The sequence below is a fragment of the Streptacidiphilus monticola genome, assembly GCF_042658505.1.
Classification (GTDB): domain Bacteria; phylum Actinomycetota; class Actinomycetes; order Streptomycetales; family Streptomycetaceae; genus Streptacidiphilus; species Streptacidiphilus monticola.
The window spans coordinates 88,409-101,940 of record NZ_JBHSQJ010000013.1; the positions used below are offsets into that span (position 1 = coordinate 88,409).

General features: G+C 75.8%; 12 protein-coding genes and 2 pseudogenes. 7 read left to right on the forward strand and 7 right to left on the reverse strand.

Features of this window, described 5'->3' with window-relative positions:
• Nucleotides 1-44: 44 nt before the first annotated feature.
• From ACFP3V_RS04880 to ACFP3V_RS04895, 4 genes are read right to left on the reverse strand one after another with little or no spacing between them, the layout of a single operon-like run.
• Nucleotides 45-272 (reverse strand): hypothetical protein, encoded by a 228-nt coding sequence (locus tag ACFP3V_RS04880; RefSeq protein WP_380580078.1) that lies wholly within the window; start codon nt 270-272, stop codon nt 45-47.
• On the reverse strand, nt 269-691 hold the full coding sequence (locus ACFP3V_RS04885; protein ID WP_380580080.1) for a hypothetical protein: 423 nt from the start codon (nt 689-691) through the stop codon (nt 269-271). The genes ACFP3V_RS04880 and ACFP3V_RS04885 overlap by 4 nt, the downstream gene beginning before the upstream one ends.
• 53 nt (nt 692-744) lie before the next feature.
• Nucleotides 745-2,220, reverse strand: coding sequence for a sensor histidine kinase (locus tag ACFP3V_RS04890; protein WP_380580081.1), 1,476 nt, complete (start codon nt 2,218-2,220; stop codon nt 745-747).
• Nucleotides 2,217-2,918: a response regulator transcription factor gene (locus ACFP3V_RS04895; protein WP_380580083.1), complete on the reverse strand. Its 702-nt coding sequence runs from the start codon at nt 2,916-2,918 to the stop codon at nt 2,217-2,219. Before ACFP3V_RS04895 ends, ACFP3V_RS04890 begins: the two co-directional genes overlap by 4 nt.
• A 116-nt stretch (nt 2,919-3,034) precedes the next feature.
• On the opposite strand from ACFP3V_RS04895, the gene ACFP3V_RS04900 reads away from it, so the two are divergent.
• Nucleotides 3,035-4,078, forward strand: coding sequence for an NAD-dependent epimerase/dehydratase family protein (locus ACFP3V_RS04900; RefSeq protein WP_380580085.1), 1,044 nt, complete (start codon nt 3,035-3,037; stop codon nt 4,076-4,078).
• A 468-nt stretch (nt 4,079-4,546) separates the two neighbouring features.
• Here ACFP3V_RS04900 and ACFP3V_RS04905 read toward each other — a convergent pair whose 3' ends face one another.
• On the reverse strand, nt 4,547-5,686 hold the full coding sequence (locus tag ACFP3V_RS04905; RefSeq protein WP_380580087.1) for a sensor histidine kinase: 1,140 nt from the start codon (nt 5,684-5,686) through the stop codon (nt 4,547-4,549).
• Nucleotides 5,683-6,435, reverse strand: coding sequence for a response regulator transcription factor (locus ACFP3V_RS04910; RefSeq protein WP_380580089.1), 753 nt, complete (start codon nt 6,433-6,435; stop codon nt 5,683-5,685). Before ACFP3V_RS04910 ends, ACFP3V_RS04905 begins: the two co-directional genes overlap by 4 nt.
• A 128-nt stretch (nt 6,436-6,563) precedes the next feature.
• Between ACFP3V_RS04910 and ACFP3V_RS04915 the strand changes: the two are divergent.
• The 3 genes and pseudogenes from ACFP3V_RS04915 to ACFP3V_RS04925 all read left to right on the forward strand — a co-directional run.
• Nucleotides 6,564-7,211, forward strand: a pseudogene (locus tag ACFP3V_RS04915) (glycosyltransferase family 2 protein); the annotation flags it as partial.
• Nucleotides 7,185-7,859 (forward strand): TIGR04282 family arsenosugar biosynthesis glycosyltransferase, encoded by a 675-nt coding sequence (locus ACFP3V_RS04920; RefSeq protein WP_380580107.1) that lies wholly within the window; start codon nt 7,185-7,187, stop codon nt 7,857-7,859. The pseudogene ACFP3V_RS04915 and the gene ACFP3V_RS04920, both read left to right, overlap by 27 nt.
• Nucleotides 7,856-8,539, forward strand: coding sequence for a methyltransferase domain-containing protein (locus ACFP3V_RS04925; protein WP_380580091.1), 684 nt, complete (start codon nt 7,856-7,858; stop codon nt 8,537-8,539). The genes ACFP3V_RS04920 and ACFP3V_RS04925 overlap by 4 nt, the downstream gene beginning before the upstream one ends.
• Nucleotides 8,540-8,709: 170 nt before the next feature.
• On the opposite strand, the pseudogene ACFP3V_RS04930 reads toward ACFP3V_RS04925, so the two are convergent.
• Nucleotides 8,710-9,807 (reverse strand): annotated as a pseudogene (locus ACFP3V_RS04930) (glycosyltransferase 87 family protein); the annotation flags it as partial.
• Nucleotides 9,808-9,920: 113 nt separating this feature from the next.
• Here ACFP3V_RS04930 and ACFP3V_RS04935 point away from each other — a divergent pair.
• From ACFP3V_RS04935 to ACFP3V_RS04945, 3 genes are all read left to right on the forward strand, one after another.
• A complete protein-coding gene (locus tag ACFP3V_RS04935) occupies nt 9,921-11,051 on the forward strand; it encodes a molybdopterin-dependent oxidoreductase (protein ID WP_380580093.1) in 1,131 nt (376 codons plus the stop codon).
• On the forward strand, nt 11,048-11,512 hold the full coding sequence (locus ACFP3V_RS04940) for a hypothetical protein (RefSeq protein WP_380580095.1): 465 nt from the start codon (nt 11,048-11,050) through the stop codon (nt 11,510-11,512). Before ACFP3V_RS04935 ends, ACFP3V_RS04940 begins: the two co-directional genes overlap by 4 nt.
• 232 nt (nt 11,513-11,744) lie before the next feature.
• On the forward strand, nt 11,745-13,532 hold a 1,788-nt coding region (locus ACFP3V_RS04945), incomplete at its 3' end, for a putative Ig domain-containing protein (RefSeq protein ID WP_380580097.1).

A 13,532-nucleotide genomic window follows, 5' to 3' on the forward strand; every position in this document is an offset into this window, starting at 1 on the left:
GTGGCCCGGTCCGGCCGGCAGCCGGGGCTGCGGCTCCCGGGGCGTCAGCGCGGGTCCGTCGCCGCGTCCGAGTCGGCGGCGTCGGCGGCGCTTTGGGCCGCGTCCACCTGCTGCTGCATCCGGGCGAGTTGGCCGTCGTGCGGTGCGGCGGTGGTCGCTCCGGCGGTCGGGGCCGCGGCCCCGGCTGGCGGGGAGGCGTGGCCGCCGCACGCCGCCGTCGTGGCCAGGACGCCCGCGGTGGCGACGGACGCGATCAGCAGGCGGACCCTCACGAGCCGGCCCCCTGGGACGCGCACCAGGTCTGCACGGACGCCAGGTCGCGCTGCCGCTGCTGCAGCATCGGCACCAGGCTCTCCCGGTAGGTCAGCCGGTCCTGCAGGTAGGTGGCGACCGCGGTGTGGCCTTCCTTCTTCGCGTCGGCCACCCGTGCCTCGAGGCGGGCGACCGAGCCGCGCACCCCGGGACCGCCGTTGAGCCTGGTCAGCTCCCGCGTGATGCGCGCCTCCAGCTTCGGCACCCGCCGGCACAGGGCCTTCGCGCCGTCGCCGGTCGGCGCGGCGGCGGCCGGAGCGGACGAGGCGCCCGACGAGGCGCCCGGCCCGCTGTCGGCATAGGCGGGGGCGGCGGCGAGGACCAGGACGGTGGCCAGCGCGGTCGCGGCCAGCGGTCGTGCGGATCGGTAGCGGAGCATGCTCTTCCTCCTCCACTGCGGTGGGGCCCGGGTCGGGCCCCGCTGCGCGGACGCTAGGAAGGCTCTTTGTGGAATCCCTGTGGACCGCCGAACCAGCGGCCGCGCTCCGGAAGTTCCGCGGCCGCCGGTCCCTCGGCCGCTCCGGGGCCGGCCAGCGGGAGGCGCAGTTCGAAGCGCGCACCGCGGGCCGACGGGGCGATCCGCACGCTGCCCCGGTGCAGGGCGGCCTGCTGGGCGACGAGCGTCAGCCCCAAGCCGGAGCCGGGGCTGCCGGGCCGCCGGCGGAACCGCTCGAAGACCGCCTCCCGCTCTGCCTCGGGGACGCCCGGCCCGGCGTCCTGGACGACGAGGCGGGCCTGGTTCCCGTCGGCGCCCAACTCGACCTCGCAGAACAATGGTTCGCCCGGTCGGCACCCGTGCACGGCCGCGTTGGCGAGCAGGTTCTCGACCGCGATGCGCAGCCCCGGCTCCCAGCCCCGCACCCGCAGCCCCGCCGCTGCCCGCAGCTCCACCCGGGCCTCCGGCAGCCGGCGCCGGAGCGCGAGGACCGCGGTGTCGACCAGCTCGGTCAGCTCGACGTCGCGGAAGTCCTCGGACTCGACCAGGTCACCCCGCGCCAGCTGCTGCAGCGCCGTCAACAGGGCCACCACCCGGGCGTGTTCGTCCTGCAGTTCGGAGACGATCTGTGCCCGCTCCCCGGCGTCCAGGCCGGGGTGGGCGCCCAGCACGTCCAGGTCGGTGCGCATGCTCATCAGCGGGGTGCGCAGCTCGTGCGAGGCCGCCGACGCGAAGGTCCGGGCCGTGGCCAGTGCCTCTTCCGTGCGCCGGGCCTGCTCGTCGTAACGGGTGAGCGCGGTCTGCAGCGTCGCCGCGAGGTCGTCCACCTCGGCGACCCCGGACGGCCGGTGGTCCAGGCGGGTCCCGCCGGTCCGCGGGTCGAGGCCGCTGGTGCGCTGCTGCAGCCGTCGCAGGGGCCGGGCCGCGCCCTCGGCGGCGACCCAGGCCAGCGCACCGCTGACCGGGACGGCGAGCAGCGCGGCCAGCAGCATCCGGCGGCGCACCGCGGCCGTCTGGCCGCGCACCACCGACGCGGGCGCGAACAGCCACAGCTGCCCGTGGACGCCGGCGGACAGCCCGGTCACCGGCTGGCCCAGGACCCGCCAGGTGGCGCCGCCCGCACGGAAACTGACGGGGTCTCCGGTGGGCTGCGGCAGTCCCAGCCCCGGGTCGGGCTGCGGGCCCTCGGCCAGCAGCACCCCGCCGTCGGACACGACCCGGACGCCGACGTCGAGGGTGCTCGCGGCCAGGCTGCGACCGCGGCTGCGCTCGACGCCGGTCCGGTCCTGGGCGGCGGCGCGCAGCAGTTGCCGGGTGTCCGGCAGCGCCGCCGCCGCGCGCTGGCGCAGCGTCGCGTCCTGCGCGGCGGACAGGTCCCGGGCGACCAGGCCGAGCAGCAGCAGCCCGGCTCCGAGCACGACCACCGGCACCAGCGCCATGGTGACCAGCGCGATGCGGGTGGACAGTCTCACGACCTGCCGTCCTCGGGGTCTGCGGCGCGCAGGACGAAACCCACCCCGCGCACCGTGTGGACGAGCCGGGGGCGCCCGTCCGCTTCCAGCTTGCGCCGCAGATAGCTGACGAAGGTGTCGACGACGTCGGTGCGCACCTCGAAGTCGTAACCCCATACCCGGTCGAGCAGTTGGTCGCGGGTCAGCACCAGGCCCGCGTTGCGCGCCAGGACCTCCAGCAGCGCGAACTCGCGCCGGGTGAGCTGGACCGGCGCGCCCAGGTACGTCACCGCGTGCGCGTCCGCGTCCACCACCAGCCCGCCCACCGTCAGGCGTCCGGCCCCGGCGGAGGTGCCCGGCCGGCGCCGCAGCAGCGCCCGGAGCCGCAGCACCAGCTCCTGCAGGGCGAACGGCTTCACCAGGTAGTCGTCCGCCCCCGACTCCAGACCGGCCACCCGGTCCGCCAGTTCGTCGAGCGCGGACAGCATCAGCACCGGCATGTCGTCGCCCGAGGCCCGCAGCGCCCGGCAGACCTCGGTGCCACCGAGGTCGGGCATCGCCACGTCCAGCACCAGCACGTCGGGCGGCGCGTCGGCCAGCCGGGCCAGCGCGGCCCGTCCGCCGTCCGCCGTCTCCACCTCGAAGCCGCTGAGCGTCAGCCCGCGCCGCAGCGAACGGCGGATCGCCGCGTCGTCGTCCACCACCAGAACCCTGTGCACGGGGCCACTGTGACGCGTGCGACGGCGTCTGACCAGCCCGTGCCGGATTCTTACGCCTTGCTGACGGCGGGGCCGGACCACCCCTGGGCCCGGACGTGCGGACCTAGCGTGGGGCCATGGATGTTCTGGTGACGGGCGGCGCGGGTTTCGTCGGATCGGCGGTGGTGCGGGCGCTGCTCGCGGACGGACACCGGGTGCGGGTGCTCGACGCCCTGCTGCCCGAGGTGCACGGCCGGGCCGCGCTCCCCCGGCTCCCCGCCGGGGTGACGCTCCGTCAGGGGGACGTCCGGGACGCGGAGTTGCTCCGCGGGATGCTCGCCGGTGTGGACGCGGTGGTCCACCAGGCGGCGATGGTCGGCCTCGGCGTGGACCTCGACGACCTGCCCGCCTACGCCGCCCACAACGACCTGGGCACCGCCGTGCTGCTGGCCGCGATGGCGCGGGCGGGCGTGCGCGACCTGGTGCTGGCCGGGTCGATGGTGGTCTACGGCGAGGGCGGCTACCGCTGCGCGGCGCACGGCCCGGTCGCCCCCGCGCCGCGGCGGCCGGCTGATCTGGAGGCGGGCCGCTTCGAGCCGCCGTGCCCCCGGTGCGGCGCCTTCCTGACGCCGGAGACGGTGACCGAGGACGCGCCGTTGGACCCCCGCAGCGTGTACGCGGTGACCAAGGCGGCGCAGGAGCAACTGGCCGCCGCCTGGGCCCGCGCCTGCGGGGGACGGGTGCTGACGCTGCGGTACCACAACGTCTACGGCCCCGGCATGCATCTGCACACCCCGTACGCCGGGGTGGCCGCGCTGTTCCGCGGCTGCCTCGAACGCGGGGAGGCGCCGCGGGTGTTCGAGGACGGGGGCCAGCGGCGGGACTTCGTCCACGTGGACGACGTGGCGGCGGCCAACGCCGCGGCGCTGCGGGCGCTGGCCCGCCGGCCGGCGGGCTCGGCGCGGGCCTTCAACATCGGCAGCGGGGAGGTGCGCACCGTCGGCGAGCTGGCCTTCGAACTGGCCCGCGCGACGGGCGGCCCCGAGCCGGTGGTCACCGGCGACTTCCGCCTCGGCGACGTCCGCCACATCACCGCGGACTCCCGCCGCGCCCGCGCGGAACTGGGCTGGCACCCGCGCGTCCCGTTCCGGGAGGGTCTGCGTGCGTTCGCCCTCGGGTGAGCCCTGGCGTGCCGCCCGAGGTGGGCTGGCGCCCGTGCGTCCACGTCCGGGAGGGTTTGCGCGCGTTCGCTCTGGGGTGGGCCCTGGCGTGCCGCCCGAGGTTGGCTGGCGCCCGTGCGTCCACGTCCGGGAGGGTTTGCGCGCGTTCGCTCTGGGGTGGGCCCTGGCGTGCCGCCCGAGGTTGGCTGGCGCCCGTGCGTCCACGTCCGGGAGGGTTTGCGCGCGTTCGCTCTGGGGTGGGCCCTGGCGTGCCGCCCGAGGTTGGCTGGCGCCCGTGCGTCCACGTCCGGGAGGGTTTGCGCGCGCCTTCGCTGGGGTGAGCCCCGGCCTCTGGACCGGTGCCCGCGTATCCCGTTCCGGGAGGGTCTGCCCGCGTCCGCCCTGGGTGAGCCCCACGTGCTCCCGGAGGGGTGGCCGGGGGGACCGGCGTTCCTCGCCGGGGCACCGTCAGAAGGCGCCGCCCGGCGCTCAGTTCAGGGGCAGGTCCGCCGGAAGGGCTGCGGGGAGGGTGACTTCGAAGCAGCAGCCGGTCGGCGTGTTGCGGACGGAGGCGCGGCCCTGGTGGGCCTCGACGATGCCGCGGACGATGGCGAGTCCGAGGCCCGCGCCGGTGGTGGCCGCCGGGGTGCGCGCGGCGCTGCCGCGCCACCCGGTGTCGAAGACGTGGGGCAGGTCGGCCTCGGGGATGCCGCCGCAGGCGTCGCTCACCGAGAGCAGCACCTCGCCGTCGCGGTGCTGCGCGGCCACGGCGACCACGCCGTCCTCCGGGGTCGAGCGGATCGCGTTGACGAGCAGGTTCTCCAGCACCCGGGTGATCTCGCGGCTGTCCACCAGGACCGGCTCCCGGGCGATCTCCCGGCCCACCAGCCGCACCCGCCGCTCGTGGGCCAGCGGGTGGACGCCGGCTATGGCGTCGCCGACCAGGTCGTAGACGGAGACCCGGGACAGGCTGAGCGTCAGCGCGCCCGCCTGGATACGGGAGAGTTCGAAGAGGTCGTCCACCATGCCGCTGAGGCGGTCGACCTCCGTCCGCATCCGGGTAAGGTACCGGGCCGGATCCTCGGCCACGCCGTCCTCCAGGGCCTCGGCCATGGCCCGCAGGCCGGCCAGGGGCGTGCGCAGGTCGTGCGAGATCCAGGCGATCAGCTCGCGGCGGGACCGCTCCAGGGTCTGCTCCCGCCGCCGGGACTCCGCCAGCCGCTCGCTCGTGGCCGCCAACTCCGCGCTCAGCGCGTCCAGTTCCGCAGACCCCAGCGGGGCCGCCGGGGCGGCGAAGCCGGTCTCGCTGCCCACCGTGCGGGCTGCCGTCGCCAGCGCCCGGGCGCCGGTGACCACCTGGCGGCCGAGCAGCAGGGCCAGGCCGACCGAGACGACCGCCGCCATGGCGGTCACGGTGATGGCCACGCCGAAGTCGTGGCGGGACAGGAACATGGCCTCGACCACCGAGACCGTCCCCGCCGCCATGGCCAGCACCGTGACGGCGGCCAGCACGAACAGCGACAGCGCCAGCGACCGGCGCCGGGCCCAGTGCACCAGCGGCCAGCCCACCAGTCCGGCCGCCCCCGCGCCCAGCGCCGCGTACGCGGCGATCACCAGCAGGTCCTTCATGACGTGCCTCCCGCTGTCGGAGCCGGGTCGAAGCGGTAGCCGACCCCCCAGACGGTGCTGATCAGCTCGGGCGCGCCCGGGTCGCGCTCGATCTTCTCGCGCAGCCGGCGCACGTGCACCGTCACGGTGGACAGGTCGCCGAAGTCCCAGCCCCACACCCGCTGCATCAGCTCCTCGCGGGGGAACACGGTGCCCGGGTGCTGCAGCAGGAATGCCAGCAGGTCGAACTCCCGTAGCGTGAGCGCCAGTTCGCGGCCGGCGCGGAACGCGCGGCGGGCCGAGCGGTCCACCTCGAGGTCCCCGGCGCGCAGCCGGGCGCCCGCCGACGCCGGGCCGGAGGCGGCCGCCGCGCCCGGCCCGCTGCGGCGCAGCACCGACCGCACCCGGAGCACCAGTTCGCGCGGGGAGAAGGGCTTGGTGACGTAGTCGTCCGCGCCCACCTCCAGGCCGAGGATCCGGTCCTCCTCGTCGCCCTTCGCGGTCAGCATCACCACCGGCAGGTCCCGGCCCGCCTCGGTGGCCCGCAGCCGACGGCACACCTCCAGGCCGTCGACGCCGGGCAGCATCAGGTCCAGCACCACCAGGTCCGGGCGCCGGGCCGCGAACAGGTGGAGGGCCGCGCGGCCGTCCCCGGCGCGCTGCACCTCGTAGCCGGACCGCTCCAGGTAGCCGGTGACGACCTCGGCCACGGTCGGGTCGTCGTCGACGACCAGGATCCGGGCGGGGCTCTCGGTCGATGTCTCGCTCACAGGACGAGCTTAGGAAGGCGGAGGGCCGGACGGCGTGCCGCGACCTGCGCCGTAGGACTTCCGTAAGGTGCCGCGGCCGCCTCCGGCCGCCCGGGCGTGGGTAGCTTCGGCCCATGACGACTTCGACCGTGGACGTGGTGCTGCCCTGTCTGGACGAGGCGCAGGCGCTGCCGTGGGTGCTCGGGCGGATCCCGGCCGGGTGGCGGGCGATCGTGGTGGACAACGGCTCCAGGGACGGCTCCGCGCAGGTCGCCGCCGAACTGGGGGCCGCTGTGGTGCACGAGCCGCGTCGCGGCTTCGGCGCCGCCTGCCATGCGGGGCTGCTTGCGGCGACCGCCGACGTGGTGTGCTTCCTGGACTGCGACGGCTCGCTCGATCCCGCTCAACTCCCCTGCGTGGTCGGGCCGTTGCTGGACGGAAGGGCCGACCTCGTGCTGGGCCGCCGACGCCCCGCCGGCTTCCGTGCCTGGCCGCCGCACGCCAGGCTGGCCAACGCCGAGCTCGCCCGCAGACTGCGCGCACGCACCGGCGTCCCCCTGCACGACCTCGGCCCGATGCGCGCGGCCCGCCGCGAGCGGCTGCTGGCCCTCGGGCTGGGCGACCGCCGGTCCGGGTACCCGCTGGAGATGGTCCTCGCCGCCGCTGCGGCGGGCCTGCGGATCGCCGAGCAGGACGTGGACTACCGTCCCCGGACCGGCCGTTCGAAGGTGACCGGCACGCTGCGCGGCACCCGGCAGGCGATCCGCGACATGCGGGCGGTGCTGGTCGCGCCACCGCCCACGCTGCTGGTCGTCGCCAAGCAGCCGCTGCCCGGTCGGGTGAAGACCCGGCTGTGCCCCCCGTGCACGCCGGAGCAGGCCGCGTGGCTGGCCGAGGCGGCCCTCGCGGACACCCTCGCCACGCTCGGGCAGGTCCCCGCCGGACGCCGCCTCCTCGTCCTGGACGGCGAGCCGGGGCCGTGGCTGCCGCCGGGCTGGGAAGTGGCACCCCAGGCGACGGGCGGCCTCGACGCGCGGCTGACCGCCGCCTTCGGGCACGCGGATCCCGCCGCCCCCGCGCTGCTCGTCGGGATGGACACCCCGCAGCTGTCCGCGCGGCTGCTCGCCGAGGCCCTGTCACCGGCCGCCCGCCCCGGCGCGGACGTGTGGTTCGGCCCCGCCGCCGACGGCGGCTTCTGGGCGCTGGGCCTGGCCCGCCCGAGCGCGGCGACCGCAGGCCGGCTGCTGCTCGGCGTGCCCATGTCCATGTCGGACACGGGCCGTCAGGTCCTGTGCCGGGCCGCCGGGTTGACGGTACGTGAGCTGCCCGTGCTGACCGATGTCGACGACTGGGCCGCCGCCCGAGAGGTAGCGGCGGAACGACCGGACGGCGGCTTCGCCGTCGCCTTCCGCCGGATCGAGGCCCAGGTCCCGGTGACCGGGTGACGCCCCGCCCCTGGACGGACGACCCCTTCGCCGACGCCATGCGCACCGGGCGCGGTCCCCTCTGGCTGCGCCGCCAGGACGGGACCCGGCTGCGCCTGGACGTGGACCGCTGGTGCGCGCCGCCGGACGCCGCCGACCACAGCCTGCTCAGCCGCTGCCTGCGGCTCGGGCGGCCGGTGCTGGACGTGGGCTGCGGACCGGGGCGTCTGGTCGCCGAGCTGCTGGCGCTCGGCCTGCCCGCACTGGGCGTGGACGTCACGCGGTCGGCCGTGGCCCGGACCCGGGGCATCGGCGGAGCGGCCCTGTGCCGGTCGGTGTTCGACACCCTCCCCGGCGAAGGCCGGTGGGGCACCGCTCTGCTCGCCGACGGCAACCTCGGCATCGGCGGCGATCCTGACGCCCTGCTCCGGCGCATCGCCCAACTGCTGGCACCGGGCGGGCAGTTGCTGGTCGAGGTGGAGCCGCAGGAGGTGGACGAGCGCAGCCTGGTCCGGGTCGAGGCGCCCGGCGGCCGTTACGGGCCGGTCTTCTCCTGGGCCCGGCTCGGGCCAGCGGCCACCCGGCTCCGGGCAGCCGCGGCCGGGCTGCGCCCGGTCGACCACTGGTGTGCGGACGGCCGCAGCTTCCTCGCCCTGCGCAGGCCGGCCGTCGCCAGGACCGCCAACAGCGCCGCCCCGTAGGCGGGTTGCTGCGCGGTGCCGCCGGCGAGGTAGCACACGGCGCCGGCGGCCGGAACGGCCAGCCACTCGAGGCGGCCGTCGAGCGCCGCCAGCGCCACGAGCAGCAGCGCGTNGAGCGCCGCCAGCGCCACGAGCAGCAGCGCGTACCACGGGTAGGCGGGCGACGTCAGCAGCAGCGCCGTGCCGGTCAGCAGCAGCGCAGCCCGCCACGGCCGGAGCGGATCGGCGTGCCGCACGACGAGGAACGCGACGGTGGCCAGAACCGCCGCCGCAGCGACCGGGGCCGCGCGGTCCGGCAGCAGCAGCCGCAGCAGTCCGAACCGCTGCACGTCCGCCTGGTCGTACCCCTCCTCGTGCAGGTAGCCCGGAAGGTAGCCGAGCACGCCCGCCCCGTTGGCGAGGACGTAGGGCAGATAGCTCGCGGCGACCACCCCGGCCGCCGCGAGCAGGCAGGCGAGCCGCCGCCTGGTGCCGGCCACGAGCCCCGGCAGGGCGAGGACCGGGTAGAGCTTCGTCGCCACCGCCGCCCCGACCGCGGCCCCGGCCCACCGGGTACGCCCGCGTGCCGCGAGCAGCAGCCCGCCGACCGTCAACAGCACCGCCAGGGCGTCGACATGCGCGTCGTTCACCGCCCAGAGCACCGTCCCCGGGAACCAGCCCCACACGGCGGCGCGCCACCGCGCCCGCCGGGTCAGCAGCAGTGCCGTGACGGCCAATGAGAGCGCGGCTCCGGCCAGTTGGGCGTTCCGCAGGCCACCGCGCAGCAGCAGGAACCACAGCTCCGCGACCGGCGGGTAGACGGTGTGCACGGACGGCCGGTTCACATGGCTGCAGCCGCCGTCGGGCAGCCGCCGCTCGTCCCAGGCCGTGCAGGCGCCCCGGACCGGGAACAGGTCGGGGGAGGCGGCGCGCAACCGTGCCAGGGCCGGATCGTCCGGGGCGTACCGGTACGGCGAGACGGCAGCGGCCTGTACCCGCCCGTCCCAGACGTAGCGGTAGGCGTCGTCGCTGGTGCGCGGCGGGGCGAGCAGCCCGGTCACCGCCAGCGCGGCCGCACCGAGCAGCACCAGCGCCGCCACCTGACGGTCCGTCGCGCGCCGGGCCGCGCGGCGCAGCAGCCCGAGGGCGGCGCCGAAGGCCGCCGCGTCCAGGGCGTACCAGCCGTACAGGGCTCCGTGCGCGCCCAGGGTCCCGCCCCGGGTGACGGTCAGGGCCAGCGCGCCGACCAGGACGGCGAGCGCGCCGAGTGGGGCCAGGAGTGCTCTCACCCCACCACCGTGGCACGTCCGCCCTGGACCGGACCCGGGCCCAGGGCCGACGTTCGACTTCCGTAAGCGGTTCGCCGCCCCCGAGGGCCGTCCGCCCGAGGTGTGATGGACAGGTGCCGACCCGACGAATCTCCGAACTCCCGGTCCCGCGCGAGGAGTCCTTCCGCTCCCCGCTGCACGACCCGCGCACCGCCGTCGTCCTCGGACGCTGGCTCGGGCTCTGCGTGCTGCTCTGCTTCGCCACCGGACTGGTCAGCCATGTGCTCCAGAATCCGCCCGGCTGGATCCGCGGCCTGCTGCCCAGCCGCCCGGTCGACGGCTACCGGATCACCCAGGGGCTGCACGTCATCAGCGGCATCGCCGCCGTGCCGCTGCTGGGCGCCAAGCTGTGGACGGTCTACCCGAAGCTCTTCGCGTGGCCGCCGGTGCGCGGGGTGCGCCACGCCCTGGAGCGCCTGGGCATCGCGCTCCTGGTGGCCGCCCTGCTGCTGGAGCTGTTCACCGGTCTGCTCAACACGCTGCAGTGGTACCCGTGGCCCTTCCCCTTCCGGCAGACCCATTTCTGGCTGGGCTGGATCGCCACCGGCGGCCTGCTTCTGCACGTGGCGGCCAAGGCGCCGGCGATCGCCGCGAACTGGCGGAGGGTCAGGCCCGGGCTCGCCGAACGGCGGGCCTTCCTGGGCGGCGTCGCGGCCGCGGTGGGCGCGGTCACGCTGGTCACCGCGGGGCAGTCGGTGCCGTGGCTGTCCCGCTTCGACCTGCTCGCGCCGCGCCGCCCCGATCTCGGTCCGCAGGGCCTTCCGGTGAACCGCACCGCCGCCCAGGCCGGCACGGTGCGGGTGCCGCCGGACTGGCGGCTGCACGTGGTCGGCCCGCGCGGATACACCCTCAGTCTGCACGAGCTCGGGCAACTGCCGCAGTACGAATGCGAGTTGCCGATCGCGTGCGTGGAGGGCTGGAGCGCCTCCGCCCGCTGGACGGGAGTCCGGGTGCGGGACCTGCTGGAGCGTGTGGGCGCCCCCGAGAGCGCCCGGGTCCGGGTCACCTCGCTGGAGGCGGACGGGCCCTACCGGGTCACCGAGATCGAACCCGCCTACAGCCGCGACCCGTTGACCCTGCTCGCACTCCGCGTCAACGGCGAGGTGCTGGCCCCGGACCACGGCTTCCCGGCCCGGATCATCGCCCCGAACCGGCCCGGGGTGCTGCAGACGAAGTGGGTCTCCCGGCTGGAGGTGCTCGGATGACCGTGCGGGCGACGCGCGCACTGCTCGGCGGCGCCGGGGTGGCGCTGCTGGGCTTCGGCGTCCACGGACTGCTGACCGACGCGCAGATCCACGATCCGGTGGACGTGGCGCTGTGGGGGCTCGGCGCGCTGGTGCTGCACGACGGCCTGTGGCTGCCGGCCGTCTGCGTCGTCGGCGCGCTGCTGACGCGGCGTCACCCGCTGCTGCGGGGCGCCCTGCTGGTGGCGGCGAGCCTGCTCGCGGTCGGGCTGCCCGCCGTCCTCCGGGCCGGTACGGACCACGGCAATGCGAGTCTGCTGCCGCTGCCCTACCTGCGCAACCTGCTCGTGCTGGTGGGCGGCGTCGGGGTGGTGGCGGCGGTCCCGGCGGCGGCTTCGGCGGCGGCCCGCCGCCGTGCCGCCCGGCGCGGGCGGGAACCCCGGCGGCGCAGCGCCGGGCCGAAGTCCGGTGCGGGATCGTAGGGGCTCACGGGGTGGCGGTCGGCTCGGGCCGCGCATGCGGAGCGGCGGACTCTGCTTGCGGTCGCCGCCATTGACGCCCCGTCAGAGAGCCTGATTCCCTGTGGTGTTGAGCACCACTGCCAGTGGTGATCCTGTGCCCGGGGCGTACGTGCGGGCACAATCATGACGTGTACATGGCTCCTTCCTTCTTCCTTGGCGGCCTGCCGCCGCCGCGCAGAAAGGATCATGCACGATGGGCACAGGCACACACCCCCACCGCAGAGCCCGACGACGCGCCCTGACCGTCCTCGCCTCGCTCTCCCTCGCCCTCGGCGCGGTCACGGCCTTCGCTTCGCCCACCCCGGCCGCCGGCCACGGCACCCATGCCGCGACCCCGGCGCTCACCCAGGTCAGCAGCGACCCCTACTCCGACACCCAGGCCCAGCACGCCACCGAGGTCGAGCCGGACACCTACAGCTACGGCAGCACCGTCGTCTCCGCTTTCCAGGTGGGCCGGGTCTCCGGCGGCGGCGCCTCCAACATCGGATGGGCCACCTCGACCGACGGCGGCCAGACCTGGACGCACGGCTTCATGCCGGGCTCGACCACCAACACCGGGGGCCCGTACACCGCGGCCAGCGACGCCTCGGTGGCCTACGACGCCAAGGACGGCGTCTGGATGGTCTCCTGGCTGGGCATCACCTCCGGCAGCAACGTCGACGTCGAGCTGAGCCGCTCCACCGACGGAGGGCACACCTGGGGCAACCCGGTCACCATCTCCAGTGGCACCTTCGACGACAAGAACTGGACGGTCTGCGACAACCACGCGGCCAGCCCCTACTACGGGCACTGCTACACCGAGTACGACGACGCCAACGCGGGCGACGCCGAGCACATGCGCACCTCCACCGACGGCGGCGCGACCTGGGGCGCCCAGCTGAGCCCGGCCGACAGCCCGAGCGGCCTCGGGGGGCAGCCGGTGGTCCAGCCGAACGGCACCGTCGTAGTGCCCTTCTCCTCCGCCAGCGAGGACGCCGAACGCTCCTTCACCTCCAGCAACGGCGGTGCGAGCTGGGGCTCCAGCGTGCAGATCGCCACCGTCTCGCACCACACCGTGGCCGGGCTGGAGGACGCCGCGTCCGACCTGGCCTCGCTCGCCCCGAAGGACACCCTGCGCGAGGGACCGCTGCCCTCCGCCGAGATCGACGCCGCCGGCAAGGTGTACGCGGTGTGGTCCGACTGCCGCTTCCGCAGCGGCTGCACGAGCAACGACATCATCATGTCGACGTCCGCCAACGGCACTTCGTGGAGCACGCCGGTCCGGGTGCCGATCGACGCGGCCACCAGCACGGCAGACCACTTCGTGCCCGGCATCGGCGTGGACCCGTCCAGCTCCGGGGCCACCGCCCGCCTCGGCCTGACGTACTACTACTACCCGAACGCCTCCTGCACGGACACCACCTGCCAGCTGAACGCGGGCTACGTCTCCTCCGCCGACGGCGGCGCCACCTGGACCGCGCCCGTGCAACTGGCCGGCCCGATGACGCTGGCATGGCTGCCGAACACGAGCCAGGGCCGGATGTTCGGCGACTACATCTCCACGTCCGTCCTCGCCGGCGGCAACGCCGTGCCGGTCATCCCGGTCGCCCACGCGCCCAGCGGCAGCACCTTCGACGTGGCGATGTACGCGCCGGCCGGCGGCCTGCCGATCGGCCAGTCCACGGGCAACACCGTGACCGTGACCAACCCGGGCAACCAGACCACGACGGTGGGCACTTCGGTCTCGCTGCAGATCAGCGCCTCCGACTCCGGAGGTGCGAGCCTGAGTTACACCGCGACCGGCCTGCCCGCCGGGCTGTCGATCTCGTCCTCCGGTCTGATCTCCGGCACCCCGACCACGGCCGGCGCCTCCAACGTCACCGTCACGGCGAAGGACAGCACGGGCGCGTCCGGGTCCACGTCCTTCACCTGGACCGTGACCTCCTCCAGCGGCGGCTGCTCGGCGCCGGGGCAGAAGCTGGGCAACCCCGGCTTCGAGACC